Source organism: Streptomyces sp. 3214.6, assembly GCF_900129855.1.
Lineage (GTDB): Bacteria > Actinomycetota > Actinomycetes > Streptomycetales > Streptomycetaceae > Streptomyces > Streptomyces soliscabiei.
In genome coordinates, this window is the sequence record NZ_LT670819.1 from 6,450,835 (window position 1) to 6,470,525 (window position 19,691).

24 protein-coding genes and 3 tRNA genes are annotated in these 19,691 nt (G+C 69.1%); 21 read left to right on the forward strand and 6 right to left on the reverse strand.

Annotation, left to right across the window (positions count from 1 at the left end):
* Positions 1 to 22: 22 nt before the first annotated feature.
* Entirely contained in the window at positions 23 to 832 is an 810-nt protein-coding gene (locus B5557_RS29165) for an Fpg/Nei family DNA glycosylase (protein WP_079662245.1), read from the forward strand.
* Between the two features lie 3 nt (positions 833 to 835).
* Here the strand turns inward: B5557_RS29165 and B5557_RS29170 are convergent, their stop codons facing one another.
* A complete protein-coding gene (locus B5557_RS29170; RefSeq protein WP_079662246.1) occupies positions 836 to 2,098 on the reverse strand; it encodes a GNAT family N-acetyltransferase in 1,263 nt (420 codons plus the stop codon).
* A gap of 163 nt (positions 2,099 to 2,261) precedes the next feature.
* Here B5557_RS29170 and B5557_RS29175 point away from each other — a divergent pair, with 163 nt between their 5' ends.
* Positions 2,262 to 3,446 (forward strand): PP2C family protein-serine/threonine phosphatase, encoded by a 1,185-nt coding sequence (locus B5557_RS29175; protein WP_079662247.1) that lies wholly within the window; start codon positions 2,262 to 2,264, stop codon positions 3,444 to 3,446.
* Positions 3,447 to 3,495: 49 nt separating this feature from the next.
* The gene (locus tag B5557_RS29180) at positions 3,496 to 3,936 is read left to right on the forward strand and encodes an HD domain-containing protein (protein WP_079662248.1); all 441 of its coding nucleotides are present in this window, start codon (positions 3,496 to 3,498) and stop codon (positions 3,934 to 3,936) included.
* A 9-nt stretch (positions 3,937 to 3,945) separates the two neighbouring features.
* Here the strand turns inward: B5557_RS29180 and B5557_RS29185 are convergent, their stop codons facing one another.
* Positions 3,946 to 5,109 carry an acyltransferase family protein gene (locus tag B5557_RS29185; protein WP_079662249.1) on the reverse strand — a complete coding sequence of 388 codons (1,164 nt, stop codon included), beginning with the start codon at positions 5,107 to 5,109 and terminating at the stop codon, positions 3,946 to 3,948.
* Between the two features lie 367 nt (positions 5,110 to 5,476).
* On the opposite strand from B5557_RS29185, the gene B5557_RS29190 reads away from it, so the two are divergent.
* The gene (locus tag B5557_RS29190; protein ID WP_079662250.1) at positions 5,477 to 5,671 is read left to right on the forward strand and encodes a hypothetical protein; all 195 of its coding nucleotides are present in this window, start codon (positions 5,477 to 5,479) and stop codon (positions 5,669 to 5,671) included.
* A gap of 284 nt (positions 5,672 to 5,955) precedes the next feature.
* On the opposite strand, the gene B5557_RS45995 is transcribed toward B5557_RS29190, so the two are convergent.
* Positions 5,956 to 6,510 carry a DUF6083 domain-containing protein gene (locus B5557_RS45995; protein WP_331716800.1) on the reverse strand — a complete coding sequence of 185 codons (555 nt, stop codon included), beginning with the start codon at positions 6,508 to 6,510 and terminating at the stop codon, positions 5,956 to 5,958.
* A 94-nt stretch (positions 6,511 to 6,604) separates the two neighbouring features.
* On the opposite strand from B5557_RS45995, the gene B5557_RS43935 reads away from it, so the two are divergent.
* Positions 6,605 to 6,689, forward strand: a tRNA-OTHER gene (locus B5557_RS43935).
* Positions 6,690 to 7,163: 474 nt separating this feature from the next.
* Here B5557_RS43935 and B5557_RS29200 read toward each other — a convergent pair.
* Positions 7,164 to 8,399 carry a helix-turn-helix domain-containing protein gene (locus B5557_RS29200; RefSeq protein ID WP_079662251.1) on the reverse strand — a complete coding sequence of 412 codons (1,236 nt, stop codon included), beginning with the start codon at positions 8,397 to 8,399 and terminating at the stop codon, positions 7,164 to 7,166.
* Positions 8,396 to 8,716, reverse strand: a complete 321-nt coding sequence (locus B5557_RS29205; RefSeq protein ID WP_079662252.1) for a putative quinol monooxygenase — start codon at positions 8,714 to 8,716, stop codon at positions 8,396 to 8,398. The genes B5557_RS29200 and B5557_RS29205 overlap by 4 nt, the downstream gene beginning before the upstream one ends.
* Before the next feature lie 190 nt (positions 8,717 to 8,906).
* Here B5557_RS29205 and B5557_RS29210 point away from each other — a divergent pair, with 190 nt between their 5' ends.
* From B5557_RS29210 to B5557_RS29265, 12 genes are all read left to right on the forward strand, one after another.
* The gene (locus B5557_RS29210) at positions 8,907 to 9,236 is read left to right on the forward strand and encodes an SCO3933 family regulatory protein (protein WP_079662253.1); all 330 of its coding nucleotides are present in this window, start codon (positions 8,907 to 8,909) and stop codon (positions 9,234 to 9,236) included.
* Between the two features lie 2 nt (positions 9,237 to 9,238).
* Positions 9,239 to 10,582 carry an FtsK/SpoIIIE domain-containing protein gene (locus tag B5557_RS29215; RefSeq protein ID WP_079662254.1) on the forward strand — a complete coding sequence of 448 codons (1,344 nt, stop codon included), beginning with the start codon at positions 9,239 to 9,241 and terminating at the stop codon, positions 10,580 to 10,582.
* 245 nt (positions 10,583 to 10,827) lie between these two features.
* On the forward strand, positions 10,828 to 11,460 hold the full coding sequence (locus B5557_RS29220; RefSeq protein WP_079665071.1) for a DUF2637 domain-containing protein: 633 nt from the start codon (positions 10,828 to 10,830) through the stop codon (positions 11,458 to 11,460).
* A 20-nt stretch (positions 11,461 to 11,480) separates the two neighbouring features.
* Complete coding sequence (locus B5557_RS29225) at positions 11,481 to 11,663, forward strand: mobile element transfer protein (RefSeq protein WP_079662255.1); 183 nt, start codon at positions 11,481 to 11,483, stop codon at positions 11,661 to 11,663.
* A gap of 13 nt (positions 11,664 to 11,676) precedes the next feature.
* Complete coding sequence (locus tag B5557_RS29230) at positions 11,677 to 11,958, forward strand: hypothetical protein (RefSeq protein WP_079662256.1); 282 nt, start codon at positions 11,677 to 11,679, stop codon at positions 11,956 to 11,958.
* A gap of 92 nt (positions 11,959 to 12,050) precedes the next feature.
* The gene (locus tag B5557_RS29235) at positions 12,051 to 12,233 is read left to right on the forward strand and encodes a hypothetical protein (RefSeq protein ID WP_079662257.1); all 183 of its coding nucleotides are present in this window, start codon (positions 12,051 to 12,053) and stop codon (positions 12,231 to 12,233) included.
* Between the two features lie 4 nt (positions 12,234 to 12,237).
* A complete protein-coding gene (locus B5557_RS29240; RefSeq protein ID WP_079662258.1) occupies positions 12,238 to 12,480 on the forward strand; it encodes a hypothetical protein in 243 nt (80 codons plus the stop codon).
* Complete coding sequence (locus B5557_RS29245; protein WP_079662259.1) at positions 12,473 to 12,667, forward strand: hypothetical protein; 195 nt, start codon at positions 12,473 to 12,475, stop codon at positions 12,665 to 12,667. The genes B5557_RS29240 and B5557_RS29245 overlap by 8 nt, the downstream gene beginning before the upstream one ends.
* A gap of 5 nt (positions 12,668 to 12,672) precedes the next feature.
* Positions 12,673 to 12,915: a hypothetical protein gene (locus B5557_RS29250; protein WP_079665072.1), complete on the forward strand. Its 243-nt coding sequence runs from the start codon at positions 12,673 to 12,675 to the stop codon at positions 12,913 to 12,915.
* The gene (repSA, locus tag B5557_RS29255) at positions 12,912 to 14,300 is read left to right on the forward strand and encodes a replication initiator protein RepSA (protein WP_079662260.1); all 1,389 of its coding nucleotides are present in this window, start codon (positions 12,912 to 12,914) and stop codon (positions 14,298 to 14,300) included. The genes B5557_RS29250 and repSA overlap by 4 nt, the downstream gene beginning before the upstream one ends.
* Positions 14,293 to 14,517, forward strand: a complete 225-nt coding sequence (locus B5557_RS29260; RefSeq protein ID WP_079662261.1) for an excisionase family DNA-binding protein — start codon at positions 14,293 to 14,295, stop codon at positions 14,515 to 14,517. Before repSA ends, B5557_RS29260 begins: the two co-directional genes overlap by 8 nt.
* Positions 14,517 to 15,686: a tyrosine-type recombinase/integrase gene (locus B5557_RS29265; protein WP_079662262.1), complete on the forward strand. Its 1,170-nt coding sequence runs from the start codon at positions 14,517 to 14,519 to the stop codon at positions 15,684 to 15,686. The genes B5557_RS29260 and B5557_RS29265 overlap by 1 nt, the downstream gene beginning before the upstream one ends.
* Positions 15,687 to 15,755: 69 nt before the next feature.
* Here B5557_RS29265 and B5557_RS29270 read toward each other — a convergent pair.
* Positions 15,756 to 15,826, reverse strand: a tRNA-Gly gene (locus B5557_RS29270).
* A 166-nt stretch (positions 15,827 to 15,992) separates the two neighbouring features.
* Between B5557_RS29270 and B5557_RS29275 the strand changes: the two genes are divergently transcribed.
* The 4 genes from B5557_RS29275 to B5557_RS29290 all read left to right on the forward strand — a co-directional run bounded on the left by B5557_RS29275 (position 15,993) and on the right by B5557_RS29290 (position 19,604).
* Positions 15,993 to 16,069, forward strand: a tRNA-Pro gene (locus tag B5557_RS29275).
* A 182-nt stretch (positions 16,070 to 16,251) separates the two neighbouring features.
* Positions 16,252 to 17,643 (forward strand): trigger factor, encoded by a 1,392-nt coding sequence (tig, locus tag B5557_RS29280; RefSeq protein ID WP_079662263.1) that lies wholly within the window; start codon positions 16,252 to 16,254, stop codon positions 17,641 to 17,643.
* 299 nt (positions 17,644 to 17,942) lie between these two features.
* Positions 17,943 to 18,548 carry an ATP-dependent Clp protease proteolytic subunit gene (locus tag B5557_RS29285; protein WP_079662264.1) on the forward strand — a complete coding sequence of 202 codons (606 nt, stop codon included), beginning with the start codon at positions 17,943 to 17,945 and terminating at the stop codon, positions 18,546 to 18,548.
* Between the two features lie 375 nt (positions 18,549 to 18,923).
* Entirely contained in the window at positions 18,924 to 19,604 is a 681-nt protein-coding gene (locus B5557_RS29290; RefSeq protein ID WP_079662265.1) for an ATP-dependent Clp protease proteolytic subunit, read from the forward strand.
* The last annotated feature ends 87 nt before the right edge of the window (positions 19,605 to 19,691 follow it).

A 19,691-nucleotide genomic window follows, 5' to 3' on the forward strand; every position in this document is an offset into this window, starting at 1 on the left:
CGGGCTGGAAGGAACACGCGCCGTGCCAGAGGGGCACACGATCCACCGGCTGGCGTCGGACTACGCCGACCGCTTCTCCGGCACGGCATCGCGCGTGACCAGCCCCCAGGGCAAGTTCTCCGACGCTGCCGAACTCCTCAGCGGAGCGGAACTCACCCGCACCGAGGCCCACGGCAAGCACCTCTTCCTCGGCTTCCGCGACACCGACTGGGTCCACATCCACCTCGGACTCTTCGGCAAGGTCGCCTTCGGTGACGCACCGGCGCCCCCGCCGACGGACACGGTCCGACTACGCCTCGCCAACGCCACGTCGTACGTCGATCTGCGCGGCCCGACGACCTGCGCGCTCATCACGGACGCCGAGAAGCAGGCGATACACGACCGTCTGGGCCCCGACCCCTTGCGCGAGGACGCCGAACCGCGGAGGGCGTACCAGCGGATCTCCCGCAGCCGTACGACGATCGCCGCCCTCCTCCTGGACCAGAAGATCATCGCCGGCGTCGGCAACGTCTACCGCGCCGAAGTCCTCTTCCGGCACCGCATCGACCCGTACCGCGCGGGCAGGACCATCACTCCCGCCGAGTGGGACGCGATCTGGACCGACCTCGTCGCCCTCATGCGCGAGGGCGTCCGCAACAACCGCATCGACACGGTCCGCCCGGAGCACACCCCGGAGGCGATGGGCCGCCCGCCCCGCGTCGACGACCACGGTGGCGAGGTGTACGTCTACCGGCGCACCCACCAGCCCTGCCACCTCTGCGGCGACACCGTCCGCACCGCCGACCTGGCCGCCCGCAACCTCTTCTGGTGCCCGACCTGCCAGAAGAACTGACGCTCAGAACCCGTGCGGCAGCCAAGGCGCCGCGCCCGCCCCGAACCCCACCGCCGCCTCGGCCAGCGCCCCCCGCCGCAGTTCCCGTACGCGCCCGGCCGCCCCGAGCGCCCCGAGGCTCACCCCGCCGAGATACGCCGCCCCCAACTCCCGTACGGACAGAGCGAGATCGGCGGCGTCGGAGGTACGCCCGCACACCGCGCCCTTGGCGTCCCCCGACAGCCGCCAGCGCCCCGAGTTCCAGGGACAGAAGGCGTCCTCGACCTCCAGCACCACATCCACCGGCGCCTGATACGTCCGCGCCTCCAGCGCCGCGCCCACCTCCACCAGCCGCACGTACAACGAGTCCCGCATCCGCAGCTCGCACCGCCGGATGTCGGAGACGAGATGCTGCCACCCCTCGTCCAGCGGCCGCCCCCGCACCTTCAGCGAGGTCGTGAGGTCGATCCCGAACAGGAACCGCCACAGCGCCGCCTCCGACACGGGATCGAGCCCCGCCAGATCCTGGAGCAGCACCTGACCGTTGTGCCCGCTGTCCCGCCACTCGGGCCGTATCCGGAAGCGGGCGTACCCGGTCACCTCGCCGTCCCGCTCGGCGAGCACGCACTGCAGCGGCGACGCCCCGCCCCGCCCGCTCTCCGGATCGAGCAGCGCCAGCCGCTCCCACCCGGGCTGCCGCGCGAGCATCCCGGCCCGCCGGGGCACGGTCCGCGCGTACACCGCCTCGCACACGTCCAGCTCCGCGCCGGGATCGACGTACCGCAGCCGTACGTCGTCCGTACCGGCCGGGACGGACAGTGCCACCCGGCCGGTGTCGATCTCGGCGTGCAGTCCGAAGCTCGCCGCCCCGTACCCGAACCGCCCGTAGATCGCCGGCTCCGAGGCCGTGAGGACGGCGACCGCCTCGCCCCAGGCCCGCACGTCGTCCAGCTGCCGCCGCATCATCGACGTCAGCAGCCCGCGCCGCCGGTGCGTCGCGCTCACGGAGACCATCGTCACGCCCGCCGCCGGCACCGACGCCCCGCCCGGCACGGTCAGCCGGAAGTCGTACGCCCCGGCCGTCGCCACGCACGCGCCGCCGTCCCACACCCCGAGGGAGCGCTCGTACGGGGTGAGCGCCCTGAACAGCTCCCGCTCCTCGGTCGGCTCCTCGACCCCGCCGAAGGCGCGGAGCAGGGTGCCGTACCACTCGTCCCATTCGTCGCGCCGCAGCACCCGCATGCCGTCCGCCGCCGGGGTTTCGTCGCGCCTCGCCTCAGTCGTCATGGGCTCATGCCTAGCAGTCCATTGCGGGACGAGCCAGGGAATTTCTCCCTCCTGGCAGCGCGAGCGCTTTCCGTGAAGTTCACTGTGAAGTTGAACCTCGGACGGGGGACAAGTGGGGCCTCCCGTGCCAAGCGGCGGGTTCGATGGATAGGGTCCCGAACTAATGGCAGCAGGACGACAGCGGCGCGCGGAAGCCGAGACGTTGGCGGCCCGGTTGAAGCACTGGATGCACCGGGTCCGCACCGGCGTGCGCAGAAGCGCCGTGGACTACTTCCGCGGCGACGGCTCCGACTGGATCGCGCTTGCCTTCCTGCTGCTCACCGTCCCGCTCATCGCCGCCACCACGCTCGCCAACTCGGTGTGGTGCTCACCGGCCGCCTTGGTGCTGCCGATCGTCGCCGGCGGCCTGCTGCTGCGCCCGTCGAGCCTGCTCGGTCTGTACGCGGCGGCGGCCACGGCCCTCATCGTGGAATCGGTGCAGCTCGGCCCCTACACCGAGGGCCCCTCACGCGTGACGCCCGGCGTGGTCCTCGTCGTCGCGGCATGCGGTTTCTTCGGCCTGCTCATCGCCCAGTTCCGCAGCCGGGTCGGCGTGCCCTGGCGGCGCGGCGGCACCATGCTCTTCGACCTGCGCGAACGCATCCGCGTGCAGAGCAAGCTGCCGAGTCTGCCACCCGGCTGGCACCGCGAGATGGCGCTGCGGCCGGCGGGCGGCCAGTCGTTCTCCGGCGACTTCGTCGTCGCGGCCCGTACCAACGGCGGCCGCACCATGGAGGTCGTCCTCACCGACGTCTCCGGCAAGGGCATGGACGCCGGTTCGCGCGCGCTGCTGCTGTCCGGCGCCTTCGGCGGCCTGCTCGGCTCCCTGCCCCCGCACGCCTTCCTCCCGGCCGCCAACGGCTATCTGCTCCGCCAGGACTGGGACGAGGGTTTCGCGACCTCCATCCACCTGGTCCTCGACCTCGACTCCGGTGACTACGAGCTGTACTCCGCCGGCCACCCGCCGGGCCTCCAGCTCAGCGCGGGCAGCGGCCGCTGGGAGGAGAAGGCCGCCGAGGGCCCCCTCCTCGGGGTGTACGACGGCGCCCAGTTCGACCCGGTGAAGGGCTCCCTGCGCCCGGGTGACGTGCTGATGCTCTTCACCGACGGCCTGGTGGAGACCTCCGACCGGGACATCGTCGAGGGCATCGACCGCCTCACCGGCGAGGCCGACCGCTATGTCGCCGGCGGCTTCCAGGGCGCCGCCTGGCACCTGATCGAGGCGGTGGCGAAGGACGTCAACGACGACCGCGCCCTGCTCCTGGTCTGCCGCGAGGGCCCGACGGCCCAGATGGCCCCGCTGTCCTGAGACATCACTCTCCCGAGGCGGAACTCTCCTGAGACGTAAGGGGACACCCATGCTCACCCTGGCCGAGGTCGAGGCCCTCGCCCGCGCCGCCCACGAGGGGCAGACCGACAAGGCGGGCCGGCCCTACGCCGAGCACCTTCAGGCGGTCGCGGAGGGCGTACGCGCGCGGGGCGGCGACGCCGACCAGATCGCGGCCGCCTGGCTGCACGACGCCGTCGAGGACGACGCCCTGTCCGCGGCCTGGCTGGACGGCGCCGCGCTGAGCGACCGCACCAAGGCGGTCGTCCTCTCGGTCACCAAACGGGCGGGGGAGACGCCGGAGGCGTACGCGGCGCGCATCCTGGCCACACCGGGCGCGCGGCTGGTGAAGGAGGCGGACCTGGCGCACAACGCCGACCCGGCCCGGCTGGCGGTCCTGGACCCGCCGACCCGCACCCGCCTGACCGAGAAGTACACCCACATGCGGGCACTCCTCGGCCTGTCCCCCTGACCGGCGCGTCTAGACGCCGGCCTTCGCGCGCTCGCGGGCGAGTGCGGCGGCGTCCCGCTTGAAGGCCCACTCCATCTTCGGTTCCACCACGAACCCGAGCACCCGCCGCACGGGCCTGGTGCACAACAGGGTGACGATGACGGCCACGAGGACGGTGACGGCGATCTCCCCGAGCGGGCGGTGCAGGGCCGGGTGGTCGAACCAGCCGCGGTAGTCGGCGGTCTTGAGCAGCAGACCGTGCACCAGATAGCCGTAGAGCGTGCCCGCGCCGAGCGCCGTGAACCACATCGTGCGCCCCGGCACCCAGGCGAGGAAGCAGGCGGTCAGCAGCAGGGAGCAGCCGAACAGGGCGAGCTGCATGACGGGACCGACCCACCACGGCACGCCCAGTTCCTGCGCGGAGCTGCGGTGGTAGAGCCACCCGCTGTTCATGCGCGGCACCGCCCACCAGCAGAAGGCCAGCGCGAAGACGAACACCGGCACCGCCGCGATCCGGACCGAGCGCCGGCGCACCAGCCGGAAGTGCTCCGGCTTCAGGTTCAGCCCCAGCACGAAGAACGGCAGGAACTGAAGAACGCGCTGGAGGTCCAGGTCGTCACCGATGTTCGGGGTGGCGGACGCCAGCATGGCGATGCCCAGCGCGAGCGGCACCGGATACCGGACCAGCTTCCAGATGGGCGTGGTCAGTCGCCAGATGAACAGCGCGCACAGGAACCAGGTCAGGTAGTAGGGGTCGAGCAGACTGATGTCCTGCGGGGAGCCGTCGACGTACGTCTTCAGCAGCGGGTAGGCGGTCTCGAAGACGATGTACGGCACGACGACGCCCGTCACCAGCCGCTTCAGCTTGCCGGGGCTCGCGTCGAAATTGCGGGAGAAGAAGCCGGAGATGAGGATGAAGGCCGGCATGTGGAACGTGTACACCAGCACGTACGCCGCCGTGAGCACCCGGCTGTCGCCCTTGAGGGGTTCCCAGGTGTGCCCCATCGCCACCAGCACGATCGCCAGGTATTTGGCGTTGTCGAAGAACGCGTCACGCTTGGTGACCGGCCGTGGCGACGGCTGCCCGGCGGATCTGTCCCCGGACGGATCGTGCAGATCGTGTTCGTCGCGTTGATCTTGTTGATCGTGTTGATCGTTCTGGCTCGGAACGAGAGACGGAGCGGCGGAGAACATTCGAGGCACCCTAGCGTCGCGTGCGCGTATTCGTAAAACCCCCCAGGTCATTCCTCGTTATTGCTCTCCGAGTACCTCACGGCTGCCCTTGATGTCACGATTCATCCCGACTAAAAGGTGCATAACGCCGGTTGTGTGCCTGTAGTTGACGTACCTGCGGCCATCATTCGAATTACCTGCGCACATGTTGTGTGGACAGGGAAACCAACTGCCCAGATTTTCACTGCGGATGGGCCCTCGAATTGCCGTACGGGGCACTCGTGCTCGGAAGGTCCACGCGATGATGCGTCACGGGCCGCATAGGGAGGCCGGGTTGGTGGCACGATGGTCTCGGGAGTGCGGACCGATCGAGGGTGTGTGATCAGTTGTGGCCATTTCACTGTCAGTGGTGCTGCTGTTGGCGATCATCCTGGTGGTACTGATCCGGGGAGGGTCGATCAAGGCGGGTCCGGCGATAGTCGCGATCCTCTTCGGCTTCTTCCTCGCCTCGACCGGCATGGCCCCGTCGATCAACCGCTTCCTCAACTCCCTCGCGGAGTCGATCAACTCGATCAGCTTCTGAGGCCGGCCCTCGCCGTGTTCCGGACATGTGCCCGAACGCGACGAGGGCCGGGTCGGAGAAGTACATCTCCGACCCGGCCCGGGCCGTACAGAGCGGGCGACGGGAATCGAACCCGCGTAGCTAGTTTGGAAGATCGCGTATGCGGACCGGGGCTGAGCTGGCAAGTTGCTGACGTGCGGGTTCTCGGGTGCCTCTCCGGTGTTCCCCGCTACTCCCCGCCGGTCGCTGCTCGATCAGACACGCAGAGGGCACGGGGCCGGGCACTCTGCTCACTGTCGTGGGAGCTACGGCTCACCCCACTCGGGGATGCACATCATGCGGTGAGCCGGCACGACGGGTTCGCTCGGTAGCGGATCGATTCCACGGACCCGTACGGCCACGATATCCGTGAGGATGGGGGATCGTCCCGGAAGTCTCGTCAAACGCCACCTGAAGGCCTCTGGGACGTCTTTGGCGGGCAACTCCACCATGGCGAGACTGACCCACCGGTCGTAGTTGGTGGGATAGATACGAACCAATGCGCCACATTCGGGGCAAAGTGGTGGCTCGATCCATGTCACGTCGTCGGGGTCGGGATCCGGTCTGGGTGCGGCTGTGGCCCCATCGGCTTCGGCCATCTCGTTGGCCAGGGTGTTCCAGCACCCCTCGCAGTAACTCGCCATGAGGCCGAACCGACCGCGCTCACGCACGGCATGGCTGGTCTCCCCGCAGCGATGGCACGCCAACTGGTCACGATCTCGAATCGCCCCCATGTGTTTGAGTGTGAGCGAATCTGACTGGATCCCAGTAGGTCGCGATTTGGCCGTATTCGATGCTCGGGGGCGCAGGTGGCCATCCATGCCCGGTGATGGGCTCGACCCGAGCCCGTGCCCTGAGGCGTCACCCCTCGAAAAAAGATGGGCTCGCCAGTCGCTTAGTCGGTACGATCCGCCTGGTCACGAGTCGTTTAGCGGCCTAAGACGTCGCGCTCGGGTTCGCCCCGACGCGGAAACCCCGGTTCGAATCCGGGCCGTAGCCACCCCCCTTCCTGGGGCGCGATCCCGCCTCAACCCACCACTCACCCCAGCTCCCATCCCGTCTGCCGTCGGCCCACACACCGTGGAGCGGGCGCGGTTCCTGGCGTCCAGGTGGAGCGCGCCACTGTACGAACGACCTGGACGCCAGGGGCCGTGTCTGCTCGGCTCTGCCTGGGTCGATGGCAGGCGGGATGGGAGCCTCCAGCGCACGCCCTCCACGGGCCGGCACCCGCTGATGGTGCCCCCGCCATCTCGGAGCCTGAGCGCCCCCGCCGGAGGCACTGCTGTGACGTGCTGCCGCCCTGCGGTGATCACCCCATGACCCCCGGACCTACCCGCTGTGGGCGCGCGTCGGCGCAGCGCGGGCGGAGCGGGCCGGAGGCAGGAGCGTCGCCCGCGGCGGAGCCGGGAGCGCGCCCGGCGGAGCGGAGCGCAGCCGGGGCTTGATGAGGTAGGGAAATCTGTAACAAGATCGGCTAGCCAACCGCGCTCCGCTCGGCCAAGTTGCGCAGGGCGTCGGGAACACGAGGTTCGGAGAGCTGCACCAAATCGCGGATGACCTCACGGGCTAGGTGATGATCGTGGATCTGCTCAGGTGCCCAGCTCTCGGCCTCCAAGAGGGCGGCTGTGGCCTCGCCGACGTGTCGCCGCTGCGCGTGTGCTCGCGCCACGTCCAACAGGAAACGCGACTGCCGTTCAGGCGAGAGACTCGACGCGTCAACCTGCTGGGCCACCTCCAAGGCCAATCCGGCGTCCCCCAGCTCCACAGCCGTACTCACTGCGTGGATCTCCACGTTCGTCGGCCCGAACTCGGTGTCGAAGTCGTTTCGATCCTCACCCAACCGGGCTGCGATTCCTCGCGCCCGCTCAATGTGCTCATGGGTCCGCCCTCGGTTGCCTTCTTTCGCATTGATCACTGCGAGTACGAGGTTCATGGCACCAAAGAGTGAGAGTTCCTCGGGCGGGCATGTGGGGGCCTGCGCTCTCGGTGCCATGACGGCTGCGGCGGACTGCGCTGCTTGCTCGGCCTGCTCCATGTGCTGTTGCCTCATGAAGGCGTGCGCCATGCGAAACAGGCTCGCCACCACCTCCAACGGCTGGCCCGCAAGCTCGGCTGCCTGTAGAGCTCGGTCGGCCGCGACCCACGCCGCGTCACCCTGGTCCTGCCGGGCGAAGCTTGCCGCGGCTACCTGGTACGCCTTGGCGAGGAGGGAGTGAAGTTCCGTGCGGTCGCCGGCTGGTGCGTGGCGTACTGCTGCCTCGATGCTCGGAAGCAACCCTGACAGGTGCTCGCTCAATGCCGCGTAGCTCGAAGAATGCGCGAGCGTCCAAGCCTCCTCTACGCGCTGGCGGAAGTCGGCCAAGGAAGGAATCGGGGCCGCCGGTGGCTGCGCGAACAGACTGCCCAAGGCGGGGTGCCCCGTGAGGGCTACCCGAAGTCCTTCGAGGTCGTTGCTCCTGCGGGGTTCCTCGGGCTGGGTCTGCTCAGTCGGCGCGGCATCCGGCCGCACCTCGCGCACGGGCACGTTGAGTGCGTCGGCCAGGGCCTGAAGGACCGACAACCGCTCAACGGGCTGTACACCCCTCTCGACCTGCGACACCCAGCTTTCGGAGCGTCCCATCGCGGCGGCAAGGTCGCTCTGCGACATGCCTGCGTCGCGGCGCAGCTCCTTGATTCGTTGACCGAGTGTTTTGGTGTCGGACCCGGTCACGCCCCGGCTCCGGTGGGGTACTTGCCGGCGTACGGCTGAAGCCGGTCAACCTCGGTCTTCTCGACGTACTTGGTGCGTTCCGTGAGGAAGTGTCGCGTGTGGGGCTGACGCTCGTGCTCCTCGAACGCCTCATGGTCGGCGTACAGCTCAAAGAAGATCCGCTCATTGGGCGCGCCCTCGACCTCGTGGCACGCGTACACCAGCGTGCCGGGCTCGTGAGCCTGGATGCCCGCTGCGGTCTCCCGGATCAGGGCGTCAAACGCCTCGCCTGCACCCTCGCGAAGCGTGAAGCGAACAAAAAGACCAAAGTTGTTCATTTCTCCTCCTTCTCGTCGCATTCAGTCTCGCAGAGGAAGACTTCTTCTGCTAGTCGCAGGTTTTCTGTTGACTCGCAGTTTTTCTGCGAGTAGCTTCGGTGGTGTCGGAACAACAAGACACCCCGGGCTACGTGCATCCGCCAAGATCACAACGCAGCCCGGGGCTCATCCCACTAGGGGAGACTCCATAATGCCGTCCTTCAAGATTGACGTGTCGACCGCCGTGGTGTTCGTGGCAACTGCGCCTGTGCCGAAGGTCGTCAGCCAGAAGACCGGTGAGCGGGCCATCGACCGGGAGACCGGTGCCGGCCTCTCGACCGTGGGCCTGCTGATCTCAGACGAGGGTGAGGGCAACCTCTACCAGGTGACCGTTCCGGAGACCGGTGTCCCGGAGGGCCTTGCGCCGGGCATGCCGGTGCGGGTGATCGGGCTCAAGGCCCGTGACTGGGAGAACGAGTTCAACGGCCAGAAGCGTCACGGGATCTCGTTCCGCGCGGTCGCCCTCACGGTGGGTGCCTGACCATGACGGACCTGTCCATGTGGCTGGAGGCCGGGGGCTTAGCGGCCGGTGCCGGCGGCCTCGGCTACGCGAAGGTGCGTGCCCCGCGCGTGTACTGGTCGCTGGTCGGCCTGCCGGTCGCCTGGGGTCGGTTCACCGTGACGTACTCCTCCACGATGGAGGTGTGCGGGCTGACGGTGCAGCCGTCGAGGATGCGAGCCTTCGTGACCCGTAACCTGGCCCGCCAGGAGGTCCGTCCGGTGCCGCCGAAGGCGCGCCGGGTCCGCCCGACTTCGACCGGCCTGCGAGTCACCTTGCGTCTTCCCGCCGGCCTCGAACCCGCCGACGTCGCCGCCTCCTGTGAGCGTCTTCGGCACGCCTGGGGTGTCCGTTCGGTGACCGTGGCTGAGGTCAAGCCGGGATACGTCGAACTGCGAATGACCGGCTACGACGTGCTCAAGCGGGTTCGGATGCCGCGTTCGGCCACGCCTCGTGACCTGGTCGTCCCGGTCGCGCTGCGGGAGGACGGCACGGTGTTCGAGCGGGACTACCGCAAGATCCCGCACGCCTTGACCCTGGGTGCGAACCAGTCGGGCAAGTCCATGCTTCAGCGCAACCTGGTCAAGGGGCTGGCTCGACTGCCGGTCGCCCTGGTTGGGATCGACTGCAAGCGTGGCGTCGAACAACGCCCCTACGCGCCCCGGCTGTCCGCGCTGGCCACCGACCCCGAGAGCGCTGGCCGCATGGTTGACGCCCTGGTCAAGGAGATGGAAGACCGCTTCGACCTGCTCGCCCTTCACGGGGTCTCCGACCTGTGGGCACTGCCGGACGATGTCCGCCCGGTGCCGCTGGTGGTCCTGATCGACGAGGTGGCGGAACTGTTCCTCGTAACCTCGAAGAAGGACGAAGCGGCCCGCGACCACACGGTCACACAACTGGTCCGGCTCGGCCAGATGGCCCGCGCGATCGGGATCTATCTGGAGGCATGCGGCCAGCGCTTCGGCTCCGACCTCGGCAGGGGCGCGACCGCCCTGCGCGCCCAGCTCACCGGCCGGATCGTGCACCGTGTCAACGACAAGCAGACGGCTGACATGGGCTTGGGCGACATCGCTCCCGATGCCGTGTCCGCCGTGACCGCGATCCAGCCGGATCGTCCGGGCGTCGCGGTCGCCGGTGACGCCTCCGGAGGCTGGTCGCGCATCCGCACCCCTGAGATCACCCCGGACGAAGCGGCGGCGGTCTGCCGGGAGTACGCCCACCTGACCCCCGAACTGCCGTTCCTCGCGCCGTTCCGTCCGCTCGTGCGGCCGGTGCCCGTTCAGGAACCCGTCTCGCCGCTGGTCGTCCCTCGCTCGGTCGCGGAGTGATCGCCGTGGCCGCGCGAAAGCCCGCCGCGACGAAGCCCGTCCAGTGCCCGGTGTGCAAGGGCACGGGGGAGGTCTCCCGGACCGTCCGTGTCGGCCGCAAGCGTCGCACGGTCGGCGCACAGACCGGCCTCTGCCTGAACTGCCTTGGCAGTGGCGAAGCCCCCTCGAACTGATCCCGTCGGCCCCGGGCGGCGCTGCCTGGCCCGCCCGGTCGGCCCGACTTCCCTCGAAGGGAGGTGAAGACCGTGTCTCGCTCGATCCGCTTCGACGCAGTCCTCATTCAAGCTGTGATCGCCGGTGCCCTGTCCTTCGCCCACCTGCACGACCTCGCCGCCGCTGCCGGACAGTCCGGCTGGAAGGCTTGGGCCTACCCGATCTCGGTAGACCTGCTGTTGGTCGCCGCCTGGCGTCGGCTGCGCACGGCTCGCCGGGATCGCTCGGCCTGGACCTGGTTCGTGATCGCGCTGACCGCCTCGCTCGGGGCGAACGTTGCGACCGCCGGCCTGCTCGACCTCACCGCCGTGCCCGCCTGGCTGCGCATCCTCGTCGCTGGCTGGCCCGCCCTGGCCTTCCTCGGCGGAACCCTCCTGGTCCACACCCCCGCGCCGCAGCCCGCGCCCGTGGCCGAAGCTCCGTCGGTGCCTACCGCGGACCGCCCGCCGGTGCCTACGCCCACCCCGGAGATCGTCACCCCGGAACCCGCTGCGGCCCTGCCGGAAGCGCTCCCGTCGGTGCCACCGGCCCTGATCGACCACGCCCGCAAGGTCGCCGCTGACCACCGAACCCGTACCGGCACCGCCATCGACACCGCCACTCTGCGCGCCCGCCTCGGAGTTCCTGAAGACCTCGCCGGCGCGATCGCTGCCCAACTCGCCTGACAAGTAAGGAGGTTCACCCGATGCGCCCGAACCGTTTCTACGACGTGATCCGCATCGGCCCGGTCAAGGTCGGCACGTTCCACAACGGCCGTGGCCAGACCAAGCACACCGCCGCCTGCACCGCCCCGAACTGCGGCTTCTCCACCGAGTACCGCGACCGTTCCGCCGCCGAACTCGCCGCCCGTACCCACAAGTGCACCTGAGGAGGGCCGACCCGTGCAGTTGCCCGAAGACCAGTTCCGTGCCGGCCACATCCCCGCCGACCTCTACCGCCGCATTCCCGCCGGTACCGACGTCCGCAAGGTCGTGATCGTCCAGGAAGCCCCGCGCTCCTACAAGGGCCCGATCGTCCTGACGGTCCTGATCGTCACGGGATCGGTTGCGGTGCTGCTGGTGCTCGCCTTCGTCGTCCAGGTCATCGCCGGCGCGGCCGTCGCGGTCCTGTCGGCCACCGGCGGCCTGAGCTACACGATCAACCGCGCGTCCAAGCGCAAGTAACGCCCTCCGGGACGGCCTCAACCGCCAAGTATCCGCCGCCCCGGACGGCTCCACCCATCCAGATCCAACGGACCCGAAAGGGAAGTCTCATCATGCCTCAGTACGCCCAGATCGCGTGCGTCTGCCGCGACTGCGCCGGCTTCGCCTCGACCATGGTCACGACCGGTGCCCGCCACCTCGATGGCACCCGCGCCACGGTCCGCGTCGACTGCCCGACCTGCAAGGGAACCGGCACCACCAGCCCCACCACGGCCCTCGTCCAGGCCGGTAGGTGACCGCGTGAAGAGCCTCACCACCTCGGCCCACATCGAGCCGGAAACCCGCTGCCGCGTCACGCCCTTCCCGGACCGCACCAACCCGTTCGTCAGCCTCCGCATCGAGGGCGACTCCATCGAAATCGCGCTGCTCGCCCGCGCCGGCACCTCCGAGACCCTGCGCGATCTCGCCGCCGCGGCGATCGAAGCCGCCGCCGCCCTGGACGCCATGGTCATCGACGCCCCGAAGGTGATCGGCCGTGGCTGACCTCACCCCGACCCCGGACCGTCCCGGCCTGCACGTCAGCAAGCCGTCCCCGTCCACCCCTGCGACCGCCTCGGCCGTCTGCCACTGCGGCGCGAGCGCCACCGCCACCGGTGACGCCCAGGTCCGCGCCCTGGTCGAGGGCTACACCGCCAACCACGGCCCCGCGCACGGCAAGAAGGGTCGGTGATCGGCATGAGCCTCCTGAACTGGAACTCCAGCCAGCACTACGACCCGAACGACAAGCCCTGCACCCAGTGTGACGGCCCGACCAATCTGCGCTCGCACAATGGTGAAGTCGTCCACAAGGTCTGTGCCGAGGACTGGAACGACTGCAACGCCACCGCGCCCCGCTTCGAGCACGAGGGCCGCGACCTCGGCACCACGCAGTTCCACTCCGACCTCCCGCGCAAGAACCGCGACGAGGGCACCGCATGACCACCGCCACTGCGGCGGGCCTGGACCCGGCCACCCTCACCGACGTGCTGAGGCTGGCCGGGTCCCCCGGCTTTGACCGCATCCAAGACCAGATCCGCCGAACCGGTGGGTGCACCGACCCGATCCATCTCCAAGGCTCAACCGTCACCCGCGACGCAACCACCGGACAGGTCCTCTACTCCTACAGCACCGACGCCGAGCCTGGCGGCCGACTCCGTGTCGCGTGCGGCAACCGCCGTGCCTCCCGCTGCCCGTCCTGCGCCTGGACCTACGCGGGCGACACGTACCACCTCATTCGTGCCGGACTCGTCGGTGACCCCGACAAGGGCACTCCGCACACGATCCGCGATCACCCCCGCGTCTTCGCCACCCTCACCGCACCCTCGTTCGGCCCGGTCCACAACCGCCCCGGGAACCGGTCCTGCCGCTGTGGCACCCGCCACGGAGAGGACGCGCCCGAACTCGGCACCCCCCTCGACGCCGGCACCTACGACTACGCCGGCGCGGTCCTGTGGAACAACCACGCATCCGACCTGTGGCGCTACTTCACGATCTACCTACGTCGTGAGATCGCCCGTCGCGCTGGCCTCACGCAGAAGGACGCTCGCGAACAGTCGCGGGTCTCGTTCGGGAAGGTCGCCGAGTACCAGAAGCGCGGTGCCGTGCACTTTCACGCCGTGATCCGCTTCGACGGTCCCGACGGACCGGACTCCCCGCCCCCGGCCTGGGCCACCCTCGACCTGCTCACCGACGCGATCCAAGCGGCTGCGGCCCGCGTCGCGGTCGACGTGCCCCCGGCAGGTGATCAGCCCGCACGAACCCTGCGCTGGGGCACCCAGCTCGACGTACAGCCCATCGGAGCCTTCGGCCGGGGCGAGGAGATCACCGAACAGGCCGTGGCCTCCTACGTCGCCAAGTACGCCACCAAGGCGGCTGAGACCACCGGCACCGTTGACCGCCGTGTCGGCAACAAAGAGGCCCTTGTCCTGCTCGGGGTGCCCGACCATCCTCGTCGGCTGATCGAAGCCTGCCTCGAACTTCACGTGGTCTACCCGGATCGCAAGCTCCGGGACTGGGCTCACATGCTCGGCTTCCGTGGCCACTTCTCCACCAAGTCGCGCCAGTACTCCACCACCCTCAGCGCGCTTCGCCAGACCCGCGCCGACTATCGGGCCGCCCAACAGCGCGAAGCCCTCGGCTTGCCCGACCCCGACGCCCCGGAGGCAAGCACGCTCACCCTCGCGCACTGGACCTACGCCGGCCACGGCCACACCCCCGGCGAATCCTGGCTCGCCGCCAACATCCGCCGCGACATCCAACTCAACCGCGAGACAGCACGCGAAGAACTGCTCAACGACGATTCGGGGAGGCACGAGGATGACTGACCGTTTGCTGAACGTAGCGGAAGTTGCCGTACTGCTCGGCACCTGGGAGGACAGCGGGGAACGCTTCCCTCGTCGCCTGGTCGAAGAGCGCCGGATCGAGTACGTCAAGGTCGGCCGATACGTCCGCATCCGGGAGAGCGTCGTAGAGGCCTACATCGCGGTCAACACCGTGCAGCCCCGTCGCCGCGTCTCCGCCCTCCGGGGGGTGGCTGCCTGATGGCTGGCAAGCGTCGACAGTTCGGCCGCGTCCGCAAGCTTCCGTCCGGCCGCTACCAGGCCCGCTACGTCGGCCCTGACGGGCTCCTGCGGCCCGCCCCGGACACCTTCGCCACCAAGCGGGACGCTGACGACTGGTTGGCCGACAAACAGACCGAGATGCGGCGCGGTGACTGGCACGACCCGGACGCCGGAAAGGTGCCGTTCAGCGAGTACGCCGCTGCGTGGATCAGGGAACGCGAGTTGGCCACGACCACACGACAGCTCTACGGGTCGCTCCTGCGTCACCACCTCGAACCCACCTTCGGCGCGGTCAACGTCGCTGAGATCTCGCCGCCGCTCGTCCGCCGCTGGCGCGCTGACAGGCTCGCCGACGGTGTGGGCCCGACCACCGTGGCAAACGCGTATGCCCTGCTGCGTGGGATCATGCGCACGGCCGTGAGTGACCTGCTGATCCGGCGCAACCCGTGCACGATCAAGGGAGCCAGCACCGTGCACACCCCCGAAAGGCCGACCGCGACCGTGCAAGAGGTCTACGACCTGGCCGACGCAATCCAGCCGCGCTACCGGGCGCTCGTGCTCATGGCAGGCTTCCTCGGTCTCCGCTTCGGTGAGCTGGTCGGACTGCACCGTCGTGACGTCGATCTCGACGGCGGGGCCGTCCGCGTCCGCCGGGCCGTCGCCGAACTGAACAACGGGCAGCGGGAGATCAAGGCACCCAAGAGCGCGGCCGGCAAGCGCACGGTAGCCATTCCGGCCGCGATCCTCCCGGAGATCCGCGCGCACTTGGCGGTGTACGCCGAACGCGGTGCCGACGGTCGGGTGTTCGTCGGTGCCAAGGGTGCGACTCCTCGCCGGAACCACTTCAACCGGCTGTGGCACAAGGCGTGTTCGGACGCCGGAATCAAGGGCCTGCACTTCCATGATCTCCGCCACACGGGCAACACCCTCGCCGCGTCGACCGGTGCCAGCACGCGTGAGCTGATGTCCCGGATGGGTCACAGCAGTGCTCGCGCCGCGCTGATCTATCAGCACGCCAGCGCCGACCGTGACCGGCTGATCGCCGATGCCGTGAGCGGGCTCGTCGACAAGGGGCGGAAGAAGGCTCGCAAGGCCAAGAAGAAGCAAGATCGAAAGCCCAAGGGGCACGAGGGGGACACGGCGGGCTGATCGGAGTCCCCGGAAACGATCAGGGCCAGGCGGAGAATTCAACCTCCGACCTGGCCCTGAGTCGTACAGAGCGGGCGACGGGAATCGAACCCGCGTAGCTAGTTTGGAAGACTAGGGCTCTACCATTGAGCTACGCCCGCACAGGACGCGCCGCAGGTCAGCCGACCGCGGCACTGCAGGCATCGTAGCGGGTCGGCGCCCTGTGTCGCACACCCCGTTTCCCGGCCCGGCCGCGGCCCGCCCCGACGCTCGGCAAAAGCGGCGGTCAGACGGCCTGCGGGCATGTACCCTACGTGTCGCACCAGACGGGGTGTGGCGCAGCTTGGTAGCGCGTCCGCTTTGGGAGCGGAAGGCCGTGGGTTCAAATCCCGCCACCCCGACCACCGACCGACACATCTGCGCGGTCACCTCGCTTGATCGCCTTTGGGGCGTGTCCTCGCTGCCGTTACTATGCAAGCTGCACGCCCGTATGTCCTCATCCACTGAAGTCTCCGGGCGGCGAAATCCGCCGGGCCGGTCTGGCTCCGGCAGAACCCAAGAAGTCAGCCCCCAAGGAGACCGAACCGTGAAGAGCGCCGTGGAGACCCTGAACCCGACTCGGGTTCGGCTCAGCATCGAGGTGCCCTTCGAGGAGCTCAAGGACAGCCTCGACGCGGCGTACAAGAAGATCAACCAGCAGGTCACGGTGAAGGGCTTCCGTAAGGGCAAGATCCCCGCCCGGGTCATCGACCAGCGGTTCGGCCGCGGTGCCGTGCTGGAGGAGGCCGTCAACGACGCGCTGCCGAAGTTCTACACCGAGGCGGTCAACGAGGCCGAGATCGACGTCCTCGGCCAGCCCGAGGTCGACATCACGGAGCTGAAGGACGGCGAGACGCTGAACTTCACCGCCGAGGTCGACGTGCGTCCCGCCCTGGAGCTCCCCGAGGACTTCTCCTCCATCGAGGTCGAGGTCGACGCCGTCGAGGTGACGGACGAGGACATCGACAAGTCCGTCGAGCAGCTCCGCGAGCGCTTCGCCTCGACCTCCCCGGTCGAGCGCGCCGCCGAGGACGGCGACGTCGTGACCGTCGACCTGGAGGCCAAGGTCGACGGCGAGGTCCTGGAGGACGGCGTCGCCAGCGGCGTCTCCTACACCATCGGCTCCGGCGAGCTGCTGGAAGGCATCGACGACGCCGTGAAGGGCCTGGAGGCCGGTGGCGAGGCCACCTTCACCTCCGAGCTCAAGGGCGGCTCGGCGGCCGGCAAGGAGGCCGAGGTCACCGTCAAGGTCACCCAGGTCGCCGCCCGTGAGCTCCCCGAGCTGGACGACGAGTTCGCGCAGCTCGCCTCCGAGTTCGACACCCTCGACGAGCTGAAGGCGGACAGCCGCAAGCGCCTCGAGAACATGAAGCAGTACGACCAGGCCACGCAGGCCCAGGAGCGCGTCCTGGAGAAGCTGCTGGAGCTCGTCGAGGTGCCCGTCCCCGAGAAGCTGCTCGAGGACGAGATCAACACCCGCAAGCACAACCTGGAGCACCACCAGCTCGGCCAGATGGGCCTCGACCTCGACAAGTACCTGGAGATCCAGGGCAAGACCGCCGAGGAGTTCGAGACCGAGACCCGTGAGGCCGCGGTCAAGGGCATCAAGACCCAGTTCGTGCTCGACGAGCTCGTCAAGCGCGAGAAGCTGAACGTCAACCAGGAGGAGCTCACCGAGCACCTCATGCGCCGTGCCGCCTCCTCCGGCATGTCGCCGGACCAGTTCGCCCAGGCGGTCGTCGAGGGCGGCCAGGTTCCGCTCCTGGTCGGCGAGGTCGCCCGCGGCAAGGCTCTGGCCACGGTCGTCGAGTCCGCCACGGTGAAGGACACCAACGGCGAGGTCATCGACCTGGACGACGAGGAAGAGGTCGAGGCCGCCACAGAGACGGTCGAGGCCGTCGAGGGCGCCGGCGAGCCCGAGGAGAAGCCCGAGGCCTGAGCGGCCTCGCGTCACTCCTGAGGCAGATCCGACGTAGACACGAGGGGCCCTGGGGCGGGATTCGCCCCGGGGCCCCTCTGTCGTACGCCGGGACGGCCCACCCGCGGGGCGCGGGGATCACGCTGCGTCCCCGGCGACTACGCCCCCGGCGAACACTCCTCTCTCCGGGATTCCCCGAAGGGACCCGCGCGTTAGGGTCCATGAATACGAGGGCAGGGGAGTCCCCGTTGCCCCCGGCAGTACACGTGAGACGGCCCGGCGCCGTCGTAAGACGAGCAGGTGGATACGTGACGAATCTGATGCCCACAGCCGCCGGCGACCCTATCGGTGGTGGCCTCGGCGACCAGGTCTACAACCGGCTGCTCGGCGAGCGGATCATCTTCCTCGGCCAGGCGGTCGACGACGACATCGCCAACAAGATCACCGCACAGCTGCTGCTCCTTGCCTCCGACCCGGACAAGGACATCTACCTATACATCAACAGCCCCGGCGGCTCGATCACGGCCGGCATGGCGATCTACGACACCATGCAGTACATCAAGAACGACGTGGTGACCATCGCCATGGGCATGGCGGCCTCCATGGGCCAGTTCCTGCTCAGCGCGGGCACCCCCGGCAAGCGCTTCGCGCTGCCGAACGCCGAGATCCTGATCCACCAGCCCTCGGCCGGTCTCGCCGGCTCCGCGTCGGACATCAAGATCCACGCCGAGCGGCTGCTGCACACCAAGAAGCGGATGGCGGAGCTGACCGCCTTCCACACCGGCCAGACGGTGGAGCAGGTCACCATCGACTCGGACCGCGACCGCTGGTTCGACCCGATCGAGGCCAAGGAGTACGGCCTGATCGACGACATCATGCCCACCGCGGCCGGCATGCCGGGCGGCGGCGGTACCGGGGCGGCCTGAGGGCCGCTGACGGCAGCAGGGCCGCCCAGGGCGCTCCCCGGAGCACCTTGAGCCTCTTCCGAAGCCGGAATCCGAAAGCCCAGGAGCCCAGGAGCCCCAGGGGTCCGGAAGCCCAGGAGTCCGAAAGCCCCAGAAGCCCAGCGGTCCGGAAGCCCCAGGACTTCAGAAGCTCCAGAAGCTCCAGGGGTTTCAGGAGCCTCCGAGAGGCTGAGGCCTCCCGGAGGCTCCAGGAAGCCTCTCGGGCCCTCCTGGAGGCCCTTAGGAGCCTCAGGCCCCCTGGGGTCACCCCGGGAGCCGCCCGGGGCCTCGGAAGCCGTCAGCACCCCGTCCAGCCCCTCCAGCCCACCGCCTCAAGCCCTCTCTCCAGGAGACACCGTGAACGACTTCCCCGGCAGCGGCCTCTACGCCCGCACCGAGGCCGAATACACCGGCCCCCGCGCCGAGTCCCGCTACGTCATCCCGCGCTTCGTCGAGCGCACCTCCCAGGGCGTGCGCGAGTACGACCCGTACGCGAAGCTCTTCGAGGAGCGCGTGATCTTCCTGGGCGTGCAGATCGACGACGCCTCCGCCAACGACGTCATGGCGCAGCTGCTGTGCCTGGAGTCGATGGACCCCGACCGGGACATCTCGGTCTACATCAACAGCCCCGGCGGCTCCTTCACGGCGCTGACCGCGATCTACGACACGATGCAGTTCGTGAAGCCCGACATCCAGACGGTCTGCATGGGCCAGGCGGCCTCCGCCGCCGCGATCCTGCTGGCCGCCGGTACGCCGGGCAAGCGCATGGCGCTGCCGAACGCGCGCGTGCTGATCCACCAGCCGTACAGCGAGACCGGCCGCGGTCAGGTCTCCGACCTGGAGATCGCCGCCAACGAAATCCTCCGGATGCGCGCGCAGCTGGAGGAGATGCTGGCCAAGCACTCCACCACGCCGATCGAGAAGATCCGCGAGGACATCGAGCGCGACAAGATCCTCACGGCCGAGGACGCGCTGTCGTACGGCCTGATCGACCAGATCATCTCCACCCGGAAGATGAACAACGGCTCTCTGCGTTGACGCAGGGGTTCGTCCCGTTCGGGCCCTCCTCGGCACGGTGTGACACGGTCCACGTCGCAGTGAACCGTGCCAAGGGGGACCCGAACG

Excerpts from the sequence above, each read along its gene's own strand:
- B5557_RS29185 (WP_079662249.1), bottom strand. The coding sequence starts at position 5,109 with ATGTTCTCCGCCGCTCCGTCTCTCGTTCCGAGCCAGAACGATCAACAC.
- B5557_RS29180 (WP_079662248.1), top strand. The coding sequence starts at position 3,496 with ATGCTCACCCTGGCCGAGGTCGAGGCCCTCGCCCGCGCCGCCCACGAG.
- B5557_RS29285 (WP_079662264.1), top strand. The coding sequence starts at position 17,943 with ATGCCCACAGCCGCCGGCGACCCTATCGGTGGTGGCCTCGGCGACCAG.
- B5557_RS29170 (WP_079662246.1), bottom strand. The coding sequence starts at position 2,098 with ATGACGACTGAGGCGAGGCGCGACGAAACCCCGGCGGCGGACGGCATG.
- repSA (WP_079662260.1), top strand. The coding sequence starts at position 12,912 with ATGACCACCGCCACTGCGGCGGGCCTGGACCCGGCCACCCTCACCGAC.
- B5557_RS29265 (WP_079662262.1), top strand. The coding sequence starts at position 14,517 with ATGGCTGGCAAGCGTCGACAGTTCGGCCGCGTCCGCAAGCTTCCGTCC.
- B5557_RS45995 (WP_331716800.1), bottom strand. The coding sequence starts at position 6,510 with ATGGATGGCCACCTGCGCCCCCGAGCATCGAATACGGCCAAATCGCGA.
- B5557_RS29210 (WP_079662253.1), top strand. The coding sequence starts at position 8,907 with ATGCCGTCCTTCAAGATTGACGTGTCGACCGCCGTGGTGTTCGTGGCA.
- B5557_RS29175 (WP_079662247.1), top strand. The coding sequence starts at position 2,262 with ATGGCAGCAGGACGACAGCGGCGCGCGGAAGCCGAGACGTTGGCGGCC.
- B5557_RS29250 (WP_079665072.1), top strand. The coding sequence starts at position 12,673 with ATGAGCCTCCTGAACTGGAACTCCAGCCAGCACTACGACCCGAACGAC.
- B5557_RS29235 (WP_079662257.1), top strand. The coding sequence starts at position 12,051 with ATGCCTCAGTACGCCCAGATCGCGTGCGTCTGCCGCGACTGCGCCGGC.
- B5557_RS29260 (WP_079662261.1), top strand. The coding sequence starts at position 14,293 with ATGACTGACCGTTTGCTGAACGTAGCGGAAGTTGCCGTACTGCTCGGC.
- B5557_RS29215 (WP_079662254.1), top strand. The coding sequence starts at position 9,239 with ATGACGGACCTGTCCATGTGGCTGGAGGCCGGGGGCTTAGCGGCCGGT.
- B5557_RS29225 (WP_079662255.1), top strand. The coding sequence starts at position 11,481 with ATGCGCCCGAACCGTTTCTACGACGTGATCCGCATCGGCCCGGTCAAG.
- B5557_RS29205 (WP_079662252.1), bottom strand. The coding sequence starts at position 8,716 with ATGAACAACTTTGGTCTTTTTGTTCGCTTCACGCTTCGCGAGGGTGCA.